The sequence below is a fragment of the Acidimicrobiales bacterium genome, from assembly GCA_040219515.1.
Taxonomy (GTDB): Bacteria; Actinomycetota; Acidimicrobiia; order Acidimicrobiales; family Aldehydirespiratoraceae; genus JAJRXC01.
In genome coordinates this window covers 37,216-61,051 of record JAVJSI010000015.1, presented here as the reverse complement: position 1 = coordinate 61,051, position 23,836 = coordinate 37,216, and the positions used below count along the sequence as shown (strand labels likewise).

Below are 23,836 nucleotides of genomic sequence, written 5' to 3'. Positions count from 1 at the left end.
GCTCTCCTCAGCTCGCCAGTTCCACAGCCCGGCGGGCGGCGTCGAGCATCGTTTCTTCCATCATCAGTTTGTCGTTCAGGTTGGGGGCGAGAATCGCCCTGCCCTCGTCGGCGTTGGTGCCGTCGAGGCGGATCACGATGGGTGAGTCGATCTCGACCCGCTTCATCGCCTCGAGGATGCCGTTGGCGACTTCCTCGCCACGGGTGATGCCTCCGAAGATGTTGATGAAGATCGACTTGACCGCGGGGTCGTTGTTGATGACCTCGAGCGCACCCGCCATCACGTCGGCGTTGGCGCCGCCACCGATGTCGAGGAAGTTGGCCGGGCTTCCGCCGACCTGGTTGACGACGTCGACGGTGCTCATCGCGAGCCCGGCGCCGTTGGCGATCACACCGACCGATCCTTCGAGGCCGACGTATTGCAGACCCTTGGCGTGGGCCGCCTCTTCGCGTTCGTCACGGGGCTGGGTCTCGTCGTACTGGGCGTAGTCCTCGTGACGGAACTCGCTGTTGCCGTCGAGCGTGACCTTCGCGTCGAGCACGTGGACCTTGCCCTCGGGGGTGAGGATCAACGGGTTGATCTCGACGAGATCGGCGTCGCCCTCGGTGTAGGCGGTGTAGAGCTTCTGGAGGATGTCGACCGCGCCCTCGACCGCAGCGTCGGGCAGGTTGGCGGCCGCCACCCAGCCCCGGCAGGCGTCCTCGGTGAGCCCGTCGACGGGGTCGATCCAGATCTTGGCGATGGCGTCGGGGGTCTCCTCGGCGACGGTCTCGATCTCGACACCACCCTCCTTGGAGAGCATGCCGAGGTGTTTCTTGGCCGAACGGTCGAGGGTGAAGCTGGCGTAGTACTCCTCGGCGATGTCGGATGCCTTCTCGATCAAGAGGCGCTTCACGATGTGGCCGTTGATGTCGAGACCGAGGATGTTGCCGGCATGCTCGCGGACGGCGTCGAGGTCGGCGGCGAACTTCACACCGCCGGCCTTACCGCGGCCGCCGGTGTGTACCTGGGCCTTGACCATTACAGGGGTGCCGAGACGTTCGGCCGCCGCCACCGCGTCGTCGACCGTGAACACGGCCTCGCCGGGTGACACCGGCATGCCGTACCGGGCAAAGAACTCCTTGCCCTGATGTTCGAACAGATCCATCGCTTCCTCCTGCTGACGCGAAAAGTGCCATCACCGGCCGAGGCGGCTCAGCGGCGGCACACGGGCGATACTAGGCGGGTCTCCCTGTCGCCTCCACATCCGCGACCCCAGGATTCGCCACCCAGATTCCGCTACCCAGACCACCGAGGAACTCATGCCTGTTGCGAGAGGCCCCCAGATCAGTGCCCGCAGCGCGGTGATCGTCGGCATCACCGGCGTGGTCATCGCGCTCCTGCTCGGGGCGATGGTTTTCTGGGTGGCCCGCTCGAGCGAAACGGTGCAGGTGCAGCTCGGCGACACCCAGTTCGACGCCGGATTCATCGGCCGCCAGAGCGAGGAGATCGCGGCGCGTGGGCCGATCCTCTACGCCGACGCGGGATCGCAGGGCCAGCGCGACATCTACGTCCAGCACATCGGCGACGACCCCGAGGTGGGCTGGCTCGCCTTTTCCGTGCGCCGCCCGGCGGACCCTCGCGACTGTTCCGCCGCCTGGGACCCCGATCGACGGACGTTCACGCTCCAGTCGAGCACTGATGTTGCGTGTGACATCGTCACCTTCAACGAGCTCGGATGCGGGCTCGAACGTTTCCCCGTCGGCGTCGTCGGCGAGAAGATCATCGTCTACCTCAACGAGACCCAGGACGAGGTCGACGAACGCCTCGCCGCGCTCGAGACCGACGACGAACCGAGGCCGGTCGGCCCCGACCTGAGTTGTCCCGCTGGATAGATCAGCGACGCGGTGGCGCCGGCTCGTCCTCGGGGTCGTCATCGACGGTGGTGACCGACTGTGCGGAACGGGCGGACTGGGCCCCGAATGCCGCGGCGGCCACCGGCGGGCACGCGGATGCCTCGAACCGGCCGATGTACACGCCTTCGTAGTCGTTGTAGTTCCCGTCGATCGTGTCGAAATCGAACTGGAAGCGGACCGTGTCGCCGTTGTACGTCGAGGGGATCGCGATCGTGTACGTCTCGAATCCACTGGTGTCGCCGATCGACGAGACCTGGTAGAGCGTCTGGTTCGGCGACCCGAGGATGCGAAGCCGAAGCCGGTCGTAGCCGGGATCCTCCACCTCCACCTCGCGCCACACGGTGAACCGCACGGTGTTCGGCCCGGAGCTCGGGATCTCGAGCTCGGGCGAGTAGACCCGTCCGGAGTTGCGGGAGTTGCCCGTGCGGAAGTTCCCGCTCGTGCCGTTGCCGTAGTGCAGCGACCCGCCATCACGAGAGGCCTGGTTGTTGTGCTTCCAGAACCCGGTCGTACCGGAACCGAAGGAGTTGTCGACCGTCCAGCCTTCGAGTCCGGACGAGAACTCGTAGACCGTGGTGGTCGAACAGGACCCTGCCGCCGCGGCGACCGGATCCATGCTCAGAACTGCCGGAACGGTCCACGCTGCGGCGGCGGCCGCAGTCGTGCGCCCGAGGAAGGCACGACGGTCCATCATCGATGTAGGGCGCGGCGAACGGACAACGGACATGACCATGTATCTGTCGGCCGATGTCCCTCGGACTTCACGATTGTGGGTCGAATGGCCCAGTCGGGACTGGATCAGCCGCCGCCCGGTGGGGGGCACGCGTTCAGCTCGAAACGTCCGATGTAGATGCCCTCGTGATCGTTGTTCTTGCCGTCGCGGGTGTCGAACTCGAACTGGAGTCGGATCGTTCGACCCTTGACACCGTTCGGCAGGGTGATCGTGTGGTTCTCGAAGCCGGACGTGTCACCGACCGACGACACGGAGTAGAGGGACGCGTTCGGGGGACCGAGGATCCGCAGGGTGAGCCGATCGGAGCCGTTCTTCACGGTTTCGACCTGGCGCCACAACGTGAACTTGAGAACGAAGGGACCCGTCGCGGGCATCAGGAATTCGGGCGAGTAGACCCGACCCGAGTTCCGACTCGAGCCCGTTCGGTACGTGCCACCGACTCCGCGCCCGTAGTGCAGCGAGCCACCATCGCGGCCGGCGTCGACATTGTGGTTCCACAGCCCGTTGACGCCGTCACCCCATTCGTTGTCGATGGTCCACCCGTCGAGTCCGGACGAGAACTCGTGGACGGACACCCCGGCACAGGACCCCACCGCGGCGGCTACTGGTTCCATGGAGATCACGCTCGGGGCCGCCCACACGGCTGCGCCGACGGCCACGGTCCGACCGACGAAGCTTCGTCGATCCATACCGCCCTCGCGGGAGCCGAACGCCACGGGGGCGCCGGTCATGAAGGCTCCTCGAGCCCGGGCAGCAGTGTCGACATGTCACTTCCCGAGTCGGCCGATGCCCGCCGATATCAACAAGAAGCGAGCCGAGATTCGGCTCGGGGACGGGCGTCGGTCAGGCGTCAGTCAGATCTTCTGCAGCGGCGCCCACGCCAGCAACAGTCGCTTCTCGCCCACCGTGGGGAAGTGCACGCTGGCCTCGGCCTTGTCGCCCGCACCTTCGATGTCGACGATGACCCCTTCGCCCCACTGCGAGTGGCGCACATCGTCGCCGATGCGCAGGCCGAGGCTGTCGGCACCCGACGAGGGCGGCGCGGTTCCCGCCTGAAGGGCCTGCTCGACGACCCGCTCGCGATGCTCGCGCTCTCGCGTGGCCCCGATGCGCTGCCGGTCGCCGCCATACGTCGTGCCGCTGGATCCGTAGGACCCGCGGTCTCGTTTGGACCGCAGCATGCGCGACCCGCCGACCTCTTCGATGAGTTCGGCTGGGATCTCGTCGAGGAACCGGCTGGGTGGGTTGTACTGCGTGGTGCCGTGGAGCATTCGACTCCACGCGCTGGTGAGGTGGAGTTTCTGCATCGCCCGGGTGATGCCCACATAGGCGAGGCGGCGCTCTTCTTCGAGTTCGTGCGGTTCGCCGAGCGAGCGGATGTGGGGGAAGACGCCGTCCTCCATCCCGATGATGAACACGTAGGGGTACTCGAGACCCTTGGCCGAGTGCAACGTCATCAAGGTGACGGTGGACTCGTCGGCCTCGGCCTGCTCGGTCTCGCTCACCAGCGAGATCTGCTCGAGGAACTCGTCGACCGTCTCGTACTCGCGGGCCATGCCGACGAGTTCGGACAGGTTCTCGAGGCGGCCCTCGGCCTCGACCGAACGATCGGCCTGGAGCTCCTCGAGATAGCCGGAGCGATCGAGAGCTTCCTCGATGATGGTCGCGGGCCCGGCATCGAGCTTGCGGATCTCGGTGGTGAGGACGAGGAACTTCTCGATTCCCGTGGCCGCTCGTCCGCCCACCCCGGCCTCGTCGAAGCGCACCACGGCCTGGTCGAACGACTCACCAGTGGCGCTCGCCCAGGCATCGAGTTTGCCGATCGAGGAGTCGCCCACGCCCCGCTTGGGCACGTTGATGATCCGCTTCACCGACACCTCGTCGGTGGGGTTGACGATCGCCCGCAGGTAGGCGATGGCGTCCTTGATCTCGCGGCGGTCGTAGAAGCGGGTGCCGCCGACCACCTTGTAGGGAATGCCCACCCGCAGGAGGAACTCCTCCAACACGCGGGACTGGGCGTTGGCCCGGTAGAACACCGCCATCTCGTCGTAGCGGACCTGCTCGTGGTCGTGGAGCCGAGCGATCTCGTTGGCGACGTACTGGGCCTCGTCGGACTCGTCGTCGGCGTGATAGCGCACGATCTTGGCGCCCGGGCCCTGGTCGGTCCAGAGGTCCTTCGGCTTGCGGCCCACGTTCTTGGCGATGACGGCGTTGGCCGCGTCGAGTATCGACTGGGTCGACCGATAGTTCTGCTCGAGCACCACCACGGTGGCGTCGGGGAAGGCCTCTTCGAACTCGAGGATGTTGCGGATGTCGGCGCCTCGAAATCGATAGATCGAATTGTGCACGAGTACGCCGTCGGCGACATATGTGTGGATGTCGGCGACCTCGAGGTCGTAGACGTCGCCCTCGGTATCGAGCACCTCGACTTCTTCGACCCTGGCATCGACCAGTCCGTCAGCCGTCGCCACCTTGACGACCATGCCCGGTCGGAGATGCGACAACGGCTGGAGCGTGTGGAGCTCACCATCGATCATGGCCCGTCGGGCGACCTCGAGGTCGCCGTCCCACGCCATGTGGACGGCGTAGTCGAGTGCCTCGCGATAGTGCTTGCGTGAGGTTTCGACCCGAAGGGAATCACTCTTGCCCGGGCGCACCGAGTGACCCTTGGACCGCAGGCGCTCGGCGATGTCGAGGCGATTCGAGCACCATTGGACACGGTGCGACCCGACGTCACCGCTTCGGAGATCGGAGAACATCGTGAGGTTCAGGGTCTGTCGGTTCCTTCCGCCCTGGGGACGATGATGAGGGAACTCGTCGTGGAGATCGAGGTCGTCGAAGAGCTGCTTGGCCCCCGAGTATGTGTCGACCTCGGCATAGAGCCGAACGAGGTCCTCGTCGGACATCGCCAACGAGCGTCCGACGGCGTGGAAGCAGGCCGTGGGGAGACCGTAGGTCGCCGCGAACCACGATTCCCACCACGACGCCTCGGCGGGCGTGTCGACCACCTTCAGGATCCACGCCTTGTCGGCATGCTCTTGGTTGCAGCGAACCCGCAGCCCGATGTCGAGACCGGCCTTGCCCGACCGCATCGCTCTGGTCTGCCCGATCCGGTAGCCACGGTCGTGGCGGTACATCAGATAGACCACGTGCTGCGACGGATCGAGATCCAGTCGGGCCGGGACGATGTGGTGCGGGGTGCCCTCGATCGTGTGGCCGCCGGCGGTGACGCGATAGCGGCGCCCGACGTGGCGAGACCGGTGCACGTGGGTGATCGGTCGGGCGACGAGATCAGCACCGCCGCCGGTGCCGAGCACCTCGTCGCCCTCTTCGAGGCTTTCGATCGGTCGCAACCCCGAGGGCGTCTCGACCATCGTGCCGGACGGGAGACACTGGTCGCTGTCGCCCACAACGGTGACCTGGCGGTGTTCCTCGGCGAGCATGAGCACCAGGTCGTTCTGGACCGGGTTGGTGTCCTGGTACTCGTCGACCAGCACGTGACCGAAGCGGCGCCGCCAGCTGTCGAGCACGTCGGGATGGGTGCGGAACAACTCGACGGTGCGCTGGAGCAAGTCGTCGAAGTCCATCGCCCCCGCAGTGAGCAAACGCTTCTGATACTCGAAGTAGACGTCGGCGATCTTGCGTTCGTAGATCTGCTGCACGGCTTCGGCATAGGCAGCGGCACCGATGTTGTCGTTCTTCGCGGCGGAGATGGCGCCGTGTACCGAGCGGGGCGGAAAGCGCTTCGGGTCGAGGTTGAGGTCGCGGATGACGTAGCCGACCAGGCGCACGGCGTCGGCCTGGTCGTAGATCGAGAAGCGCGACGGGAACCCGAGCCGCTCGACATCGCGCCGCAGGATGCGCACACAGGCCGAGTGGAAGGTGGACACCCACATCTTCTGGGCGACGGGTCCGACGAGCTCGCCCACCCGGTGCTTCATCTCGCCGGCGGCCTTGTTGGTGAAGGTGATGGCCAGGATCTCGAACGGCGACAAGCCCTCGTCCATCAGATGGGCGATGCGATGGGTGAGCACCCGGGTCTTGCCCGAACCGGCACCGGCAACGACGAGCAGTGGCCCGCCCGTGTGCACGACGGCGTCGAACTGGGAGGGATTCAGGCCGTCGAGCAGGGGGGAATCAGGCACCGGGCCACCCTATCGACGGCCGCTGACACCCACGGGACGGGACAGGTGTCTGACACCGACGGGACAGGTGTCTGACACCGGGGGGACGGGTCAGCCGACGAGTTTGTAGCCGAGGCCGCGGATGGTGACGATGAGCTCGGGGGTGTCGGGGTTGGGTTCGACCTTGGCCCGCAGACGTTTGATGTGCACGTCGAGGGTCTTGGTGTCGCCCACGTAGTCATAGCCCCACACCCGGTCGATCAGGGTCTGGCGGGTGACCACGAGACCCTTGTTCGCCATCAGCAGCGCCAACAGCTGGAACTCCTTGAGCGGCAGCTGCACGTCCTCGTCGCCGAGCGTGACCTCGTGGCGGTCCTTGTCGAGCACGATCCCGCCGACCCGCAACAGGCCGTCCTCGACGAGCTCTTCCTCGGAGCCCGACCAGTTCGAGCGGCGCAGCAGCGAACGCATGCGGGCGACCAACTCGCGCAGCCGGTAGGGCTTGGGCACATAGTCGTCGGCTCCGACCTCGAGCCCGACGACCGTGTCGATCTCCTCACCCTTGGCCGTGACCATGATGATCGGCACCTGCGACTGGCTGCGGATCTCACGGCAGACATCGATACCGCTGATCTTCGGCAGCATCACATCGAGCAGGACGAGATCAGGCTGGACCTCGGCGAAGCGGTCGAGTGCCTCCCGGCCGTCGCGGGCCACCTCGACGATGAAGCCCTCCCGCTGGAGGCCGACACGCAGCGCTTCGACGAAGCTCTCCTCGTCCTCGACGATCAGGATCTTTGCGGCGGAGTCGGACATCAGGGTCTCATCTCGTGGTCCAGGTCACCATCGGACCGGTCGTCGGGGGGCATCTCGGCATCGGGCGGCGGCACCGCCGGCAGGAAGATCGTGAAGGTCGTTCCTTCGCCCTCGACCGAATCGACGCCGATGCGGCCTCCGTGGTTGGCGACGATGTGGCGGACCATCGACAGGCCCAGGCCGGTGCCACCGCTGTGACGGCTGCGTCCGGAGTCGACCCGGTAGAACCGTTCGAAGACGCGGTCGAGATCCTTGCGCGGAATTCCGATGCCGCCGTCCTGCACCGTCAGTTCGATCTGTTCGTCGACCAGACGAGCCCGGATCGACACGACACCGGCCGACGGTCCGCTGTACTTCACGCCGTTGTCGAGCAGGTTGAAGACGGCCGAGGTCAACTGGCGACGATCGCCCATCACGACGAGCGGCTTCTCCGGCATCGTGACGCCGATCTCCACGCCCCGCTGCTGAGCGGCCGACCGCACCCGGTCGTGGGCGCCGGCCACCACACCCTGAAGTTCGATCGGCTCGAAATCGACATCGCCGCTGTGCTCGATCCGGCTCAACTCCAGCAGATCGTCGACCGTCGTGGCGAGACGGTCGGCTTCGCGGCTGAGACGCTCGGCCAGCGACTCGACCACCTCGATGTCGGTCTCGCCGACCAGCGTCTCGGCCAGGAGGCTCATTGCACCGATCGGGGTGCGTAGTTCATGGCTGATGTTGGTGATGAAGTCTCGACGGATCGCATCGATCCGTTCCTGTTCGGTCACGTCGTCGATGAGTACGAGAGTGCCGAGAGACCGCTCGTCGTCGAGGATCTGCGCGGCGGTGACATGCAGGCGCCGACGGGGTGGACCGTAGAGCTGGATCGTCTCCTCGTGCGTACCACCATCGGCACACAGCGCGAGGAGGCGGTCGATCGCATGGGCGACGACCGCTTCACCGTGGCGGCCCTCGCGGAACCACGCCGCGGTGTCATTGACGAAGAGTGGGAGTTGGTTGGCGTCGACGACGACGACGCCGAGCGGAATGGCCTCGAGCGCGGCCCGGTAGCGGTGCTCGTGCGCCATGTCGACCACCGAGGCCCGCCACGTCTCCACGGCCACCTCGAGGCGCTCCGTCGCCGTCATCGGCGAATCGGACGGGCTCTGGTTCCTCCCGAGCCCGACGGCCAACCGGTCGAGCCGGTGGGTCACCCGTCGCCGCTCGCGTCCGGCCATCACCACGAGCGCGAGCGCGACGATGAGCGATGCTCCGGCGATTCCGATGAAGAAGGCCGTCACGATGCGACCCGCCGGCCGAGATCAGTCGGCGTCTGAATCCTGCGTCGCGTCAACGACTTCCTGCTTCCGTGCGTTGGCCCGCATGGCACCGGTGTGCTCGGGGTGCCACCCGTCGACCATGTAGCAGACCCGTTCGCCGATGTTGACGGCATGGTCGCCGATGCGCTCGTAGAACCGACACACGAGGGCCAACTGCACGCCCGCCTGAAGGTCGTAGCTGTGGTCCTGTTGCGCTTCGAAGATCGCCTGGATGGTCTCACGATGGAGTTCGTCGAGCCGGTCGTCGATGTCTCGCAGCGCCGCCCCGAGGCCGCTGTCGCCTTCGGCGTAGCTGTCGATCGCCAGACGGAAGAGTCGGGCGGCCTCCTCGCTCATCTGCACGATGAGACCCCGCACGCGGGGATCGATCGTGGTGCCGTAGATGCGGCGGGTGGCCTTGGCGATGTTCGCCATGAGGTCACCCGAGCGTTCGATCTCGGCATTGAGCCAGAGCGCACTCGTGATGGCGCGGAGGTCCGACGCCATCGGCTGCTGGAGGGCGAGCACGCTGTAGCAGCGCTCCTCCAGCTCGATGGACAACGCATCGAGGATGTCGTCGTCCTCGATCAGGTTCTGTGCCTCGTTGAGGTCGGCGGCCAGGAAGATCTCGGTGCCCCGGGGAATGAGCTCGCTGACCAGCCCCGCCATGCGGACGATCCCGTCGCGGATCCCGGCGAGTTCCTCGTGGTAGTTCTTTCGCATCTCCGCAGTCATGGAGGTTCCTCTTCTCAGCCGAAGCGGCCGGTGACGTAGTTCTCGGTCCGCTCGTCGGACGGGTTCGAGAAGATCTTCTCGGTGGCGTCGTACTCCACCAGAATCCCGGTTCGGGTGTCGGAGTCGGGGTTCACCTCCACCGAGAAGAACGCGGTCCGGTCGCTCACGCGAGCGGCCTGCTGCATGTTATGCGTCACGATGACGATCGTGTACTCGTTCTTGAGCTCCTGCATCAGTTCTTCGATGCGGGTGGTGGCGATGGGGTCGAGGGCCGAACAGGGCTCGTCCATCAGCAGGACGTCGGGATTCGTGGCGATGGCCCGCGCGATGCACAGACGCTGCTGCTGGCCACCCGACATGCCGAGTGCGCTCTCCTTCAGTCGGTCCTTCACCTCGTCCCAGATCGCCGCCTTGCGCAGTGACGTCTCGACGAGCTCGTCGAGGGCCGAACCCTTGCGGGCGAGCCCGGCGACCCGGGGCCCGTAGGCGACATTGTCGTAGATCGACTTGGGGAACGGGTTCGGCTTCTGGAACACCATGCCGATGCGACGACGCACCTCGACGGCGTCCACCTTCCGGTCGTAGAGGTCGATGCCGTGATAGTTCAGCTTTCCCGTCACCCGGGCGGTCTCGATGAGATCGTTCATCCGGTTGAAGCAACGCAGCACCGTGGTCTTTCCGCACCCCGAGGGTCCGATGAACGCCGTGATCTCATGCTCGTGAACCTGCAGCGTGGCGTCGTGCACGGCACGGAAGTCGCCGTAGTACACGTTCAGCTGCTCAACGTCGAACACGACATTCGTGGAAGGAAGGGCGGCAGCGTCGGGAACGACCTCGATCTCGTCCTCGGGCCCGGCGTCGAATCCGGTGGTCGTCTCGTCGTTCATCAGGTCTTCCATGATCGTTCCAGTGTGTTCTGACAGGTCTCGGGTCTCATCCACGTCGTTTCTCGAATCGGTTGCGGAGCAAGATCGCCGCGAGGTTCAACACCAGGACCAGAACCAGCAATACCACGATCGCGGCAGCGGCGGCGGTGCCGAACCCTTCATCACGACCCCGTTGTTGGACCCAGGTCACGATGACGATGGGCAGGGCCGTGAACTTCTCGGTGAGGCCCGAGGTGTCGAGCATCCCGGGATTGCGGGTGAGCCCGCCGCTGATGGCACCGACGAGGATCAGCGGCGCCGCCTCACCGATGGCACGCGACATCGCGAGCAGTGTGCCGGTGAGTATGCCGGGGGCGGCATAGGGCAGCACCTGGCTGCGGATCATCTCCGACTTCGTCGACCCGAGGCCGTAGGCCCCTTCCTTGAGCCCCGACGGCACCGCCCGGATCGCCTCCTGGGCGGTGATGATCACGATGGGGAGGACGAGTACGGCAAGCGTGAGCCCGGCCGAGACGACGGTCGAGCCGCCGGTGAGATCGACCAACCAACCGAGTCCGATGAAGCCGAAGAGGGTGTTGCTCTGCACGAAGAGGAACAGCCCGAGCAGGCCGTAGACCACCGACGGCACTCCGGCGAGGTTGCGGATGGCGAGCTGGATCACGTTCGTGAAGCGACCCCTGGTCGCGTACTCCTCGAGGTACAGCGCCGCCGCGACACCCATCGGAAAAGCGATGACGGCGACCATCACGCCGATCCAGAACGAGCCGTAGATGCCCTGATGGACGCCGAGCTGCCCGTCCTCGGAGCGCGATCGCAGCGTGCCGTTGAGGAACGCCCCGAGGCGAGACGAGAGCTGGTTCCAGCCGTCGCTGAGCACGTCGACGAGCAGCACCCCGAGAATCAGGAGGGAGATGAAGAGGGCAAGGGCGATCAACGACTCGAACGCACGTCCCCAGATGTCGACCCGGCGACCGGTCAGCGCGTCGGCGGCGATCTTCTCGCCCTGGCGGCGGGCTTGGCCGCCGATGGTGGTGACGGCCATGTCAGTACTCCTCACGGATGCGGGCGACCACGCGGTTGCCCAGGGTGTTGAGCAGCAGCGTGATCAGGAAGAGCACGAGGCCGACGAAGAACAGTGACTGGAAGGTGAGCGCCTCGCCGACCACGGAGTCGGTGCCCGACGCGAGCGAGGCCATCGCCGCCGTCATCGTGAGACTGCCGTCGTACGGCGAGTCGGTGAAGATGGCGGCGTCGGCTGCGCCGCCGGCCATGAAGACCACCATCGTCTCGCCGAGTGCTCGGGACACGGCAACGATGAGCGCGGCGACCAGGCCGGAGATGGCGGCCGGGAGCACCACCCGCAACGTGGTCGTGACCTTGCGGGCACCCATGCCGGCCGACGCCTCACGTAGTGCCGAAGGAACGGCCGCCATCGCGTCCTCGGAAATCGACGCGACGAGGGGAATGGTGAGGATCCCGACGCCGATGCCGGCGGCCATGATCGAGCCGCGACCGGCCTCGCCGCCGATGTTGCCCACGATGTTGGGAGCGATCCAGAGAAGGGCGAAGAACCCGAGCACCACGCTGGGGATGCCGGCGAGCACCTCGAGGATGGGCTTGAGGATCTTGCGGGTGCCGGGTCGGGCGTACTCCGAGAGATACACGGCCGCACCGAGCCCGAGCGGCGTGGCGACGAGCATGGCGATCAGCGTGGTCCAGAGACTGGCGATCAGCAGCGTCGGCATGTCGTAGATGCCGCGACGGGGGAACCAGCCGATCTGGCCCCACGTGACCGCCCAGTCGACCTCTCGCATGAAGACCCACGCCTCGGAGAGGAGGGCGTAGATGATCAGAAGGGAGACGACGACCGAGAACATCGCGGCCCCTTGGAGGGCAAGGCCGATGATCGACTCTCGTCGTGCCCGTCGCGGTGCCCCGGCGAGAGCTTCGAGGCTGACGATGGGGTGATCGGTGCCGGCGGTGGCAGTCATCGAGATTGAACCTAGTGGTCGAAGAAGAACGAGGACAGCGGCACCGCAGCGAGGCGGTACCCGGGTCCGCACCCCGGCAGCGGCCGCGATCCCGATTGGGAGCGCGACCGCTGCCGGCCGTGCGATTGGGGGATCAGCCGGCCCAGTTGGCCCGGGTCTCGGCCTTGGCGTCGTCGGAGAGGGCGACATAGTCGACCTCGGCCACGGCGGTGTCGAGGCCGTCTGCCATGTAGAAGTCGACGTAGGCGGTGAGCGCGTCGCTCTCGGCGGCCTTGTCGGCGTTGACGTAGATGAACAGCGGACGGCTCAGCGGGTACTCACCCGAGGCGATGGTCTCGGCCGTGGGAGCAACACACCCGGACTCGCCGTTGTCGACCTCGAGGAGCCTCACGTCGCTCGCGCTGTCGGCGAAGGCGAAGCCGACCCAGCCGAGGCTGGTGTCGCTGCCGGTGATACCGCTGACGATCACGTTGTCGTCGCCCGAGGGGTTGTAGTCGGGGCGGGTCTCGCTCTCCTGACCACGGTCCTCGTTGAACTCGTCGACGACGAACTCGACGAAGGTGTCATAGGTTCCCGACTCTTCGCCGGGACCGAAGATGTCCAGCGGTGCGTCGGGAAGCGCACCGTCGCCACCGAGTTCGGCCGAGAGCTCGTTGGCATCGGACCACGAGGCGAACCCCGTCGACTCCGGACCGGTGAGGGCGTAGAGGTCGGCGAACGAGACACACTCGACGGCGTCATTGGCCGCGTTGGTCATGACGGCCAGGCCGTCGATGCCGACCTGCAGCTCGACATAGTTGATGCCGTTCGCTTCACAGGTGGCCGCTTCCTCTTCCTTGATGGCTCGCGAGGCATCGGAGATGTCGGTTTCGCCGTCGCAGAACAACGCGAAACCGTCGCCGGTGCCGGGACCGTCGACCGCGATGTTCACGTCGGGATAGATGTCGTTGAACATCTCCTGCACGCGAACGGAGATGGGCTCGACGGTCGAGGAGCCGGAGATGAAGATCTCACCGGACAGGTCGGCCATGTCACCGGTGTCCTCATCGGCCATGTCGCCGGTGTCCTCGGAGCCGGTGTCGGTGTCCTCATCGGCTGTGTCGCCGGTGTCCTCGGAACCGGTGTCGGTGTCCTCGGCGCTGGTGTCGGTGTCGTCATCGTCGCCGCAGGCCGCGGCGACCAGCGAGAACGACAGGAGAATTGCGAGCAGCCAAGCCACGCGCTTCGAAATAGTCACGGAAGAATTCCTCCAGGTATGGATCGACGTACCACTTGTACGCCTGTTTGCCAGGAGTGAAAGCTACGGACGGGGCGTGACCCGCAAACCCCAACGAGATGAACACGGAGTAAACGGTTCTCGAACGGTCGGAACCGGGTGACATCGGTCGCACTAGCGTGGCCGGACCATGACGCATCCACTGCGCTTCGGCGTGTCCGCCGGCGCCCTGACCGACCCCCACGACGTCGTCGCCCTCGCCCGGCGGGCGGAAGCCGCCGGCTACGACACCCTCGCGATCAGTGACCATCTCGACGACGGCTGCGCGCCGCTGATCTCGCTGACCGCCGCGGCGATGGCCACCGAGACCATCCGCCTGGCCACCCTCGTGCTGGCCAACGACTTCCGCAATCCCGTGGTGCTGGCCAAGGAACTGGCCACGCTCGATGTGTTGTCACGAGGCCGCCTCGAGTGGGGCATCGGCGCCGGCTGGAAGGTCACCGACTACGAGAAGGCCGGCTTCCCTCTCCACGGGCCCGGAATCAGGATCGAGCGGCTGGCCGAATCGATCACGGTGATGAAGCGCTGCTTCGCCGACGGGGAGTTCTCCCACACCGGCACGCACTACTCGGTCGTCGGACTCGACGGTCTGCCTGCGCCGGTACAGCGCCCCCACCCGCCGCTGATGATCGCCGGTGGCGGGCCGAAGGTGCTCGGCCTCGCCGGGCGAGAAGCCGACATCGTCGGCATCAACCTCTCGCTGGCGTCCGGCACGATCGATGCCGCGGCCGGGGCATCGGGGTCACCGACCCGCACCGACGAGAAGGTCGCCGCCATTCGCGACGCTGCCGGCGCACGGTTCGACTCGCTCGAGCTCCAGACCCGCATTCACTTCGTACTGCCGAGCGACGATCGGGCCGCCCTCATCGAATCGATGGCGCCGGGCTTCGCCCTCACCCCGACCGAGGCCGCCGAGATGCCCCATGTCCTGGTGGGCACCGTCGACGAGATGTGCGACGACATCCGGCGTTGGCGCGACCGCTGGGGCATCTCCTACGTCACGTGGAGCGCCGACGCCCTGGAGACGATGGCTCCCGTCGTCGAACGCCTCACCGGCACCTGACGGCCCTCTCGCGCCCGAACCCGGTTCGTGGATGTCAGGCGGTACGGCCGGTGAGGGCGAGCAGGCGGGTGACGGCGTCGGCGTCGACGGGGGGTTCGATAGGGGTTTCGGGCAACACCCCGCCGCCGATCACCGCGTCGGCGTGGCTCATCCAGAAGTCGAGACACCATTCGGCGAGATCGGCGGGAATCTCGACCGGGGCGCCGAGCGCCTTGCCGATGTCCCACGCCCGCACCAGGTTCTCGCTCACCCGTTGACCGACGAGATCGGCGACGGCCAGCGATCCGTCGGGATGCGCCACCACCCGGTCGATCGCGCCGGGCTCGCGCAACGCGGCGATGGCGGCGACCGCGGTGCCCCGCCACGCGGCCACTGGCGCAGTGCCGAGGACCGCCGCGTCGAACTCGCCCACCGACCGCAGGGGTTCGCCGGCGACCGCGGTGGCGATGTGGGAGTCGCCGACGACGACCCACGCGACGGTCGTGACGACCGTCCAGTCATCGCCGGTCTGCGCCTCCCACTCGTGGTCGGCCAGCGCCGCGATGGTCTCGCCGAAGACCGCAGCGGCCCGCTGGTACGCGTCCACCGGCGAGAGGGCCGTCCCTTCTCTCACGTCTCCGGCCCCACTACTCCCACTCGCTATTCCCACTCTCTATTCCCATTCAATGGTGCCGGGCGGCTTCGACGTGATGTCGTAGGCCACACGATTGACGCCGGGCACCTCGTTGATCACCCGACTGCTCATGGTCTCGAGCACATCGTAGGGAATACGGGCCCAGTCGGCGGTCATTGCGTCCTCGCTGGTGACGGCGCGGATGATGATCGGGTAGCCGTAGGTGCGTTCGTCGCCCATCACACCGACACTGCGGATGTCGGGCAGTACTGCGAACGACTGCCAGATCTCGCGTTCGAGGCCGGCGATCTTGAGTTCTTCGCGCACGATCGCGTCGGCGTGTTGCAGCGTGGCCACCTTGTCGGGCGTGACCTCACCGATGATCCTCACGCCGAGACCGGGGCCGGGGAAGGGCTGGCGCTCGACGATCTCGTCGGGCAGACCGAGCTCGCGCCCGACCTGGCGGACCTCGTCCTTGAACAGGCTGCGCAGCGGCTCGATCAGCTCGAAGTCGATGTCGTCGGGGAGGCCGCCGACGTTGTGGTGGCTCTTGATAGTGGAGGCGTGCTCGCTGCCCGATTCGATGACGTCGGGGTACAAGGTGCCCTGGACGAGGAAGTCGGCCCCCTTCACCTGGGCCTTCGCGTTCTCGAACACCCGGATGAACAGCTCCCCGATCGCCTTGCGCTTCGCCTCGGGCTCGGTGATGCCGGCCAGCGCGGCGAAGAAACGATCGGCGGCGTCGACGTGGATCAGCTCGAGCCCGTAGTTGCGCTCGAATGTCTCGACGACCTGGGCGCCCTCGTTGAGCCGCATCAGGCCGGTGTCGACGAAGACACAGGTGAGCTGATCACCGATGGCCTTGTGGACCACCGCGGCGGCGACCGCGGAATCGACGCCACCGCTCAACGCACACATCGCCCGCCGATCGCCGACCTGTTCGCGGATCTGCTCGACGGCGGTGTCGATGATGGACGCCATGGTCCAGGTGCCCTTGGTCGCGCACCCGTGACGAAGAAACTGCTCGATGACGTGTTGGCCGTGGGCGGTGTGCATCACCTCGGGGTGGAACTGCACGCCGTAGAGCTTGCGATCGGCGTCTTCGAACGCGGCGACGGCCGCGTCGGGCGTGGACGCCGTGGCGGTGACGCCCGTCGGCGGTTTGACGATCGCATCGAAGTGACTCATCCACACCGGCTGCGTGGCCGGGGTGCCGCCGAGCAGAATGCCGCCGTCGCCGTCGAGCGTGAGCGTGGTGCGGCCATACTCACCGCGGTCGGTGCGGTCGACGAGACCGCCGTTCTGCTGGGCGATCAACTGGGCGCCGTAGCAGATGCCCAGGATCGGCACGCCGAGTCCGTAGACCTCGGGATCGATGGCGATCGCGCCCTCGGCGTGGACCGAGTCGGGCCCTCCGCTGAAGATGATGCCGATCGGCTCCTTCTCGGCCACCTCGGCCGCGGTGATGGTGGGCGCCACGATCTCGCTGTAGACGTTGGCCTCGCGCACACGCCGCGCGATCAGCTGGGCGTACTGCGCCCCGAAGTCGACGACCAGCACCTTCTCGTCACCCACGGGCGCTACCCGGTTCGCCGGCACATCGTTCATCGGACGACCACCTCTGCCTTCTGGAACGCCTTCAGATCGGTGTAGCCACACAGCGCCATCGACTCGCGGAGATGTTCGACCATGTCGCCGCCCTGCGGGTCGGCACCGATCAGGACCGACGAGTCGACGAGGACGGCGTCGGCACCACAGGCAACCGCCCTGGCTGCGTCAGCGCCGGAGCGGATGTCGCCGCGGGCGATGAGGTGGCAGTAGACGCCGGTTTCGTCGAGATGGCGGACACGGGCGGAACGCACGTCGCCGATCGCAGTGGCCAGCGGCACGCCGATGCCGAGCTCGCTGCGGTCGACACCCACGATCACGCCGGCCGCGCCGGTCCGCATCAGATGCAGGGCCGCCGAGTAGCTGGCGCAGCCACCGACGATGACCGGGATGTCGAGCGTGCGGATGAACGTCTTGAGATTGAGACCGGCGCCGTCGGCGGTGACGACCTCGGCGGAGATGACGCCATCGTGGATCACCAGGATGTCGGCCTCGGCGGAGATGGCGTGGGGGGCGAGTTCTTCCGCGTGGGGGACACCGACCGCGGCGGCCACGCGCACGTCGGCCGCCTTGATCTGCGCGATGTGGTCACGCAGGGCGCCGGCATCGGGACGAGCGGCCCAGAGCGCCTCGAGGTCGACCAGCGCAAGGCCGCCGAGTCGGCCGATGGCGATGGCGTCATCGGCCTCGATCGGCCGCTCGATGCCCGCGGCGAGGAACGGCAACGCGAACTTGTAGGCGTCGATCTTCCAGGACAACTCGACGTCGCCGACCGCACGGGTGCGCCGGGTGGGCACGATCGAAACCTCGTCGAGACTGATGCCCCGACGCCCGTCCTTGCCTCGCCCGATCTCGATCTCGGCCACGCGTTCCGAACCCTTCGTCGGGCCGCACCGACCTGGTGGGGCCCGAGTGGAAAGAGAGGAGCCTAGCCGCGGAGAATCGACTTCAGGAGCTGTTTGGCGACCTTCGTGTTCATCTCGTACGCCGCTTTCGCCCCGCCCTCGGAGACCCGGCGCACCAGGGTTCCGTCGGTGACTGCGGCGAGTCCGTCGAGCCCGGCGAGCGTGGCGTCGCGGCTCGCGTCGGTGGCCCGATGACCCAGCTCGGTCAGGCCTCGCACCAGTTCGCTGTCGGCCAACGGGGCCGGCGCAGCGGCAGCGATCAGGCGCAGCGCATCCTTGGTGAGCGCGGCACTCCCCTCGACGACATCGACCGCCGAGCGTTCACCCTCGGTCGACTCGAGCCAGACCGTGACCTGGCGCACGAGCTCGGGATGGGTGTCGGCGGTGAAGCGAATTTCGGGCACCCGGAGAGTCTACGACGCTCCGTGGCCTCAGCCCGGCCCACCGCGGATCGTGTCGTCGGTGCCGGTGGCGATGGCCAGCAGCTGGCGCAGCATGGCGCCTGTGGCGCCCCAGACGGTGTCGCCCTCGAGTTCGAAGAACGTGATCGCCCGCGGTGCCCCGAAGTGACGCAGCGGCCAGATCTCCTCTCGCCACACCTCGGCCTGCAGCAGCTCCGCCAGGGCCACGTGGCGCACGGATTCGACCTCGGCCGGCGACGGAACGAGTAGAGGGCGACGCTCGGTGACGGCCACGAAGGGCGTCACGAGGGTGCGCGAGCCCACGGTGACGAAGCTGTCGAGGGAGCCCACGCGTTGGATCGTCGACGCATCGAGCGCCACCTCCTCCTCGGCCTCGCGCACGGCTGTTGCCCACAGGTCGGGGTCCTCGGGGTCGCGGCGGCCGCCGGGAAAGGCCACCTCGTGGGCGTGGAGGCGCATCTTCGGCGAGCGCCGCGTGAGCACGACGTGGGGTTCACCGTCCTCCTCGTAGAGCAGACACATCACCGCGCTGTCGTGGGCATCGTCGGGGACGGCACCGAGGGTCCGGGGCGCCGACCGGCGTTGCAGGGCCGACACCACACGGTCGAGATCGGGCGACAGCGCCTCGGGCGGCGCCTCGTGCCACGGTGGCGGGCCGCCGAGGGCGGCACCCTCCGGGCGCGGGATGCGCTGTGGCCCGCCGCGACCGGGCGGAACCGGCGCGAGCGGTTCCGTGGCCTCCGGCCACTCCCCGACCGGCGCGGTCGGGTCGCTCAGGACTGCGCCTCGGCCAGCGCCTTCAAGAGGTCGGGGAGTCCACCGGTCTTGAGGTTGCTCATGACCCGGCCGGGCGGGGTCTCACCGCGCTCCCACTCCTCCCACTGGGACAGCAGCTTCGCGGGGTCGGGTGGTGGTCGATCCATGGAGATGAGGGTACTGATTCAGCCGCCGACCTGGTTGCGTAGTGCATCGACCGACAGCTCATGGAACTCGCTGTACGTCGCCACGAAAGCGATGCCATCGTCAGTACGGGCGATGGCCGTCTCGATACCCCATTCACTGACATGGTCGACATAGGTGAACCCGTCGTCGGTGACCACGGTGGTCCCGCCGACCCACGCGGCCAGCTCCTCGTCGGTCTCGAAGACGAGACCCTGCAGCACACCGATCTCCACATGGTGGTTCCCGGCGAGCACCGCCTGCCCGACGACGCCGGCGTCGAAGTCCTGCGGTACTGCGTCCGGGAACTGCACCGACCAGAACTCATCGCGGGCGCCGGCGACCAGGTCGTAGACGAACACGAAGTCCGGGCCGTCGGCGAGCAGGCCGACGTTCTCATCGGAGAACTCCGGATAGACGTCGAGTTCATCGGGAGGGTCAACGGGGTATTCGTCGATCTCGAAGAGGAACTCGTCGTCGAGGAACTCGTCGTCGAAGAAGGCACCGCCGAAGGGGTCACGGAAGAGCTCGGTCAGGGAGTCCACGGTCTCGGCCAGCGCCTCGGCGTCGAGCGCCTGCAGGCTCTGCACCACCAGCGCCGATCCGGTGCGAATCGGCGAGAGGTACCAGCGGCCGTCGACCTCGCGCACGATGATCCCCGCCCCGGAACCGCCCGCCCCCGTGAGTCCGGGCGAGGTGATCGAGCCGAGTCCCATCGCCGAGAGGAGGTCGCCGGCGCACGTCTCGTCGGTCTCCACTCCACGACCTTCGTCGACGGAGACCGTCACACAATCGCCCTCGGCGACGACGTCCACGGCGGCCCCTTCGACCTCGAACGACATGATGACCCGGTCGCCGGTGTACGAGATCTCGAACGAGGCGCCAGGACCGCCGGCGACGACATCGAGACGTTCGATGACCACCGTGGCCAGGTCGCCGTCGGTGTCGGCTCGCAGGTCGAGCTCGGTGATCTCCCACGACCAGCCCTCGTCGGCGGCGAAGTCGAGGAAGCCGTCGGCCGCGTCCTGGGCATCGCCGACGAACAACGATCCGTAGTCGTAGAGCACCGCCATCTCCTGCGGATCCAGCATGCCGACCATCGTGGCGAGGTCGAGCCTCTCCGTCGCTCGAACGAAGTTCTCGACCGCTCCCTCGGGGGTGGCGGCACCGATCTCCGCCAGGCGATCCGCGGGATTCGGTAGCGGCGCGCCCATCTCGAGACGGGCGTTCTCGGCAACGGAGTACCAAAGGCTGAGGTACCAGCGGCCATTGCGCTCGACGGCCACGATCGGTTGTTCGGCGCGTGTCAGTTGCTCGGTGGACTGCTCGGTCACCGCCAGCGTGTCGGCGTCGACTCGGTCGGTGATCAACGCCCCGAGGGGAACGGCGCTGCCGTCGAGACTCGTGGTCGCGGTGCCGCCGGTGATGAAGAGGTGCGCGAGACCGGGTTGCACCTCGATCGCGTCGATCTCCACGTCGGTGAACTCGAGATCGATGCCCTCGACCGAGCCGAGATCGAGGGACTCGTCGAACACCTCGAGCCGGATCAGTTCGTCGATCACGTCGAATCCGGCGTCGACCATCGTGTCGCGCTCGGCCGGTTCGACGAACTCGGCGGCGCCGACGAAATCTTCGGTCGACAGCGCGGCGAGCGCCCCGTCCAGGGCACCTTCCGGTGTCTCTGCGCCACCATTGGCCGCGCCGGCGTTGACGGCGAGGTAACCGCCGCCGCCGACGAGCATGACGGCGGCCGCCAGGGCCGCGCCCCGACCGATCCATCCACGACGGGGCGCGGGTTCGGCCTCGGCCGGTCCGGCGGTGATCGTCACGGGCGGCGGTGGCGGTAGCGACGAAAGTGGGCGCGCCGGCGGTGGCGGAAGATGCGCGAACGAGGGAACCGAGTCCCCGGGAGGCGACCACTCCGACGGCACGTCGCCCGGGTTGGCGGCCGGTCGACTCGGATTCGGTCCGGTCTCGTCGCTCATGAGGTGGGTGCCGCCTGTGTCGATCGGGTGAAGAGAAGTGATCCGGCCAGCGTCGTCGCCGCCGTGCCCGTCATCGTGCCGAGCCAGGCGCCCCAGCGGGCGTCGAACGGCGACCACACGACTGCCAGCCATGCCATTGCCATCAGAGGTCCTATCGGCACGACACACCACGCACTGAACCTTCGGTGCCCCCACGCAGCCGCGAGCGCGGCCGCTGCGGCGAGGACCGGCAGGAGAAACCACGCCCCCAGCGCGATCGCCTCGTCGCGTCCGTCCCACAGCTCGAGCGCGCTCGCCGACGACAGCAGGTCGATGGTGGATCGATCGACGCTCCCGCTGCGAACCCACGGGGCCAACAGGCAGAGCACGGCGAGGACGCCCAGGGTCGCCGGCAGCCCGATCGGTACCCGGATCAGCCGCCGTCCCCCGTGAGATGCCATCAGCGCCGAACCTAGTGACAAAACCGGAGCGGCCCGGGCAATCGCCCGGGCCACCCCTACATTTCGGTTCTGTGAGCTTGGATGGGCACGTGTGCGCCGTTCGAGCTCACAGAAGGGCTACATCATGCCCATGCCGCCCATGCCACCCATCGGGTCGCCGCCGCCCATCGGCATGGCCGGGGCTTCCTCGGGCTTGTCGGCGATGAGCGCCTCGGTGGTGAGGAGCAGACCGGCGATGGACGCCGCGTTCTGCAGCGCCGCACGGGTCACCTTGACCGGGTCGATGACACCGGCCTCGATGAGGTCTTCCATCTCGCCGGTGGCGGCGTTGAAGCCGTTGGAACCCTCGGCATCCTCGACGCGCTGGACGATGACCGCACCCTCGTGACCGGCGTTGCTCGCGATGAGCTTGGCCGGCGCCTCGAGCGCATGGAAGATGATGCGAGCACCGGTGGCCTCGTCACCCTTGAGCTTCTTCTCCACCTTGGCAACCGCGGCACGTGAACGCAGCAGGGCAGTGCCGCCACCGGCGACGATGCCTTCCTCGATCGCGGCACGGGTGGCCGAGACGGCGTCTTCGATGCGGTGCTTCTTCTCCTTGAGCTCCACCTCGGTGGCCGCACCGACCTGGACGACGGCAACGCCGCCGGCCAGCTTGGCGAGACGCTCTTGGAGCTTCTCGCGATCCCAGTCGGAATCGGTGTTGTCGATCTCGGCCTTGATCTGCTTGACCCGGCCCTCGACCTCGGCGGAGTCGCCGCCGCCCTCGATGATGGTGGTGTCGTCCTTGGTGACGACGACCTTGCGGGCGGTGCCCAGCAGGCTCATGTCGGCGGTGTCGAGCTTGAGTCCGACTTCCTCGGCGATGACCTGGCCACCGGTGAGGATGGCCATGTCCTGCAGCATCGCCTTGCGACGCTCGCCGAAGCCCGGAGCCTTGACCGACACCGAGTTGAAGGTGCCGCGGATCTTGTTGACCACCAGCGTGGCCAGGGCCTCACCCTCGATGTCCTCGGCGATGATCAGCAACGGCTTGCCCGACTGCATGACCTTCTCGAGGACGGGGAGCAGCTCCTGGACGTTGGAGATCTTGCCCTGGTTGAACAGGATGTAGGGCTCGTCGAGCACCGCTTCCTGACGCTCGGGGTCGCTCACGAAGTAGGGCGAGAGGTAGCCCTTGTCGAACTGCATGCCCTCGACGAAGTCGAGATCCATGCCGAACGTGTTGGACTCTTCGACGGTGAGCACACCGTCCTTGCCGACCTTGTCGATGGCCTCGGCGATGACCTCGCCGATGGCGGGATCGGCGGCGGAGATGGACGCGACCTGAGCGATCTTGTCCTTGCTGTCGTCGACCTGGACGGCCTGCTTGGCGAGGTCCTCGACCGCCGCAGCGACAGCCTTCTCCATGCCCTTCTTGAGGCCCATGGGGTTGGCGCCGGCGGCGACGTTGCGCAGACCCTCACGCACGAGCGCCTGGGCGAGCACCGTGGCAGTGGTGGTTCCGTCACCCGCGATGTCGTTGGTCTTGGTGGCCACCTCCTTCACGAGCTGGGCGCCCATGTTCGAGAAGTGGTCGTCGAGCTATATATCACGAGCGATGGACACACCGTCGTTGGTGATGGTCGGCGCGCCGAACTTCTTGTCGAGGACGACGTTGCGACCCTTGGGGCCGAGCGTGACCTTGACCGCGTCGGCCAGCTTGTTGACGCCGGCCTCGAGGCGACGACGCGCGTCGTCGTTGAACTTCAGTTCTTTGGACATGTATGACTCCTTCAGCCCAGCTTGGCGAGCACGTCGCGGGCATTGAGGATCAGGAGGTCTTCACCTTTCACGGTGATCTCCGTGCCGCCGTACTTGCTGTAGACGACGGTGTCGCCCACGGCCACGTCGACGGGGATGATCTCGCCGGTGGTGTCGGAACGACGGCCGGGGCCGACCGCGATGACTTCACCCTGCTGGGGCTTTTCCTGTGCGGTGTCAGGGATGACGAGACCGCTGGCGGTGGTGGATTCCGCTTCGCTGGAGCGGACCACAATGCGGTCCTCGAGGGGCTGCAAGCTCATTCGATCCTCCGAGATCGGTTTCTTCACGCTCGCCGGCATG

At 67.1% G+C, this 23,836-nt stretch carries 22 protein-coding genes and 1 pseudogene; 2 read left to right on the top strand and 21 right to left on the bottom strand.

Annotation, left to right across the window (positions count from 1 at the left end; translation table 11 throughout):
- Positions 1 to 7 precede the first annotated feature (7 nt).
- Positions 8 to 1,147, bottom strand: coding sequence for an ADP-forming succinate--CoA ligase subunit beta (gene sucC / locus RIB98_15840; protein MEQ8842455.1), 1,140 nt, complete (start codon positions 1,145 to 1,147; stop codon positions 8 to 10).
- Positions 1,148 to 1,301: 154 nt separating this feature from the next.
- On the opposite strand from sucC, the gene RIB98_15835 reads away from it, so the two are divergent.
- The gene (locus RIB98_15835) at positions 1,302 to 1,874 is read left to right on the top strand and encodes a hypothetical protein (GenBank protein MEQ8842454.1); all 573 of its coding nucleotides are present in this window, start codon (positions 1,302 to 1,304) and stop codon (positions 1,872 to 1,874) included.
- A 1-nt stretch (position 1,875) separates the two neighbouring features.
- Here RIB98_15835 and RIB98_15830 read toward each other — a convergent pair whose 3' ends face one another.
- The 10 genes from RIB98_15830 to RIB98_15785 all read right to left on the bottom strand — a co-directional run bounded on the left by RIB98_15830 (position 1,876) and on the right by RIB98_15785 (position 13,716).
- On the bottom strand, positions 1,876 to 2,589 hold the full coding sequence (locus RIB98_15830) for a hypothetical protein (protein ID MEQ8842453.1): 714 nt from the start codon (positions 2,587 to 2,589) through the stop codon (positions 1,876 to 1,878).
- Between the two features lie 104 nt (positions 2,590 to 2,693).
- Complete coding sequence (locus RIB98_15825; protein ID MEQ8842452.1) at positions 2,694 to 3,359, bottom strand: hypothetical protein; 666 nt, start codon at positions 3,357 to 3,359, stop codon at positions 2,694 to 2,696.
- 123 nt (positions 3,360 to 3,482) lie between these two features.
- Positions 3,483 to 6,773 carry a 3'-5' exonuclease gene (locus RIB98_15820; GenBank protein MEQ8842451.1) on the bottom strand — a complete coding sequence of 1,097 codons (3,291 nt, stop codon included), beginning with the start codon at positions 6,771 to 6,773 and terminating at the stop codon, positions 3,483 to 3,485.
- A gap of 90 nt (positions 6,774 to 6,863) precedes the next feature.
- On the bottom strand, positions 6,864 to 7,568 hold the full coding sequence (locus tag RIB98_15815; GenBank protein MEQ8842450.1) for a response regulator transcription factor: 705 nt from the start codon (positions 7,566 to 7,568) through the stop codon (positions 6,864 to 6,866).
- Entirely contained in the window at positions 7,568 to 8,848 is a 1,281-nt protein-coding gene (locus tag RIB98_15810) for an ATP-binding protein (GenBank protein MEQ8842449.1), read from the bottom strand. Before RIB98_15810 ends, RIB98_15815 begins: the two co-directional genes overlap by 1 nt.
- A gap of 21 nt (positions 8,849 to 8,869) precedes the next feature.
- Positions 8,870 to 9,601 (bottom strand): phosphate signaling complex protein PhoU, encoded by a 732-nt coding sequence (gene phoU, locus RIB98_15805; protein ID MEQ8842448.1) that lies wholly within the window; start codon positions 9,599 to 9,601, stop codon positions 8,870 to 8,872.
- A 14-nt stretch (positions 9,602 to 9,615) separates the two neighbouring features.
- Positions 9,616 to 10,500: a phosphate ABC transporter ATP-binding protein PstB gene (pstB, locus tag RIB98_15800; protein MEQ8842447.1), complete on the bottom strand. Its 885-nt coding sequence runs from the start codon at positions 10,498 to 10,500 to the stop codon at positions 9,616 to 9,618.
- Positions 10,501 to 10,534: 34 nt separating this feature from the next.
- Positions 10,535 to 11,530, bottom strand: coding sequence for a phosphate ABC transporter permease PstA (gene pstA / locus RIB98_15795; protein ID MEQ8842446.1), 996 nt, complete (start codon positions 11,528 to 11,530; stop codon positions 10,535 to 10,537).
- A 1-nt stretch (position 11,531) separates the two neighbouring features.
- Positions 11,532 to 12,479 (bottom strand): phosphate ABC transporter permease subunit PstC, encoded by a 948-nt coding sequence (pstC, locus tag RIB98_15790; GenBank protein ID MEQ8842445.1) that lies wholly within the window; start codon positions 12,477 to 12,479, stop codon positions 11,532 to 11,534.
- Positions 12,480 to 12,612: 133 nt separating this feature from the next.
- Positions 12,613 to 13,716, bottom strand: a complete 1,104-nt coding sequence (locus RIB98_15785) for a substrate-binding domain-containing protein (GenBank protein ID MEQ8842444.1) — start codon at positions 13,714 to 13,716, stop codon at positions 12,613 to 12,615.
- A 169-nt stretch (positions 13,717 to 13,885) separates the two neighbouring features.
- Here RIB98_15785 and RIB98_15780 point away from each other — a divergent pair, with 169 nt between their 5' ends.
- Positions 13,886 to 14,818, top strand: coding sequence for a TIGR03621 family F420-dependent LLM class oxidoreductase (locus tag RIB98_15780; GenBank protein MEQ8842443.1), 933 nt, complete (start codon positions 13,886 to 13,888; stop codon positions 14,816 to 14,818).
- 34 nt (positions 14,819 to 14,852) lie between these two features.
- Here the strand turns inward: RIB98_15780 and RIB98_15775 are convergent, their stop codons facing one another.
- From RIB98_15775 to groES, 10 genes and pseudogenes are all read right to left on the bottom strand, one after another.
- A complete protein-coding gene (locus tag RIB98_15775) occupies positions 14,853 to 15,431 on the bottom strand; it encodes a hypothetical protein (GenBank protein ID MEQ8842442.1) in 579 nt (192 codons plus the stop codon).
- 39 nt (positions 15,432 to 15,470) lie between these two features.
- Positions 15,471 to 17,039 carry a glutamine-hydrolyzing GMP synthase gene (gene guaA / locus RIB98_15770; GenBank protein ID MEQ8842441.1) on the bottom strand — a complete coding sequence of 523 codons (1,569 nt, stop codon included), beginning with the start codon at positions 17,037 to 17,039 and terminating at the stop codon, positions 15,471 to 15,473.
- Positions 17,036 to 17,905, bottom strand: coding sequence for an IMP dehydrogenase (locus RIB98_15765; GenBank protein MEQ8842440.1), 870 nt, complete (start codon positions 17,903 to 17,905; stop codon positions 17,036 to 17,038). Before RIB98_15765 ends, guaA begins: the two co-directional genes overlap by 4 nt.
- A gap of 62 nt (positions 17,906 to 17,967) precedes the next feature.
- Positions 17,968 to 18,348, bottom strand: coding sequence for a hypothetical protein (locus RIB98_15760; GenBank protein ID MEQ8842439.1), 381 nt, complete (start codon positions 18,346 to 18,348; stop codon positions 17,968 to 17,970).
- A 27-nt stretch (positions 18,349 to 18,375) separates the two neighbouring features.
- The gene (locus tag RIB98_15755) at positions 18,376 to 18,963 is read right to left on the bottom strand and encodes a CoA pyrophosphatase (GenBank protein ID MEQ8842438.1); all 588 of its coding nucleotides are present in this window, start codon (positions 18,961 to 18,963) and stop codon (positions 18,376 to 18,378) included.
- Between the two features lie 176 nt (positions 18,964 to 19,139).
- Positions 19,140 to 19,289: a hypothetical protein gene (locus RIB98_15750; protein ID MEQ8842437.1), complete on the bottom strand. Its 150-nt coding sequence runs from the start codon at positions 19,287 to 19,289 to the stop codon at positions 19,140 to 19,142.
- Between the two features lie 18 nt (positions 19,290 to 19,307).
- Positions 19,308 to 21,134, bottom strand: coding sequence for a hypothetical protein (locus RIB98_15745; protein ID MEQ8842436.1), 1,827 nt, complete (start codon positions 21,132 to 21,134; stop codon positions 19,308 to 19,310).
- 152 nt (positions 21,135 to 21,286) lie between these two features.
- Positions 21,287 to 21,730 carry a hypothetical protein gene (locus RIB98_15740; GenBank protein ID MEQ8842435.1) on the bottom strand — a complete coding sequence of 148 codons (444 nt, stop codon included), beginning with the start codon at positions 21,728 to 21,730 and terminating at the stop codon, positions 21,287 to 21,289.
- A 117-nt stretch (positions 21,731 to 21,847) separates the two neighbouring features.
- A pseudogene (groL, locus tag RIB98_15735) lies at positions 21,848 to 23,494 on the bottom strand (chaperonin GroEL).
- Between the two features lie 11 nt (positions 23,495 to 23,505).
- Positions 23,506 to 23,835: a co-chaperone GroES gene (groES, locus tag RIB98_15730; protein ID MEQ8842434.1), complete on the bottom strand. Its 330-nt coding sequence runs from the start codon at positions 23,833 to 23,835 to the stop codon at positions 23,506 to 23,508.
- Position 23,836: the final 1 nt, after the last annotated feature.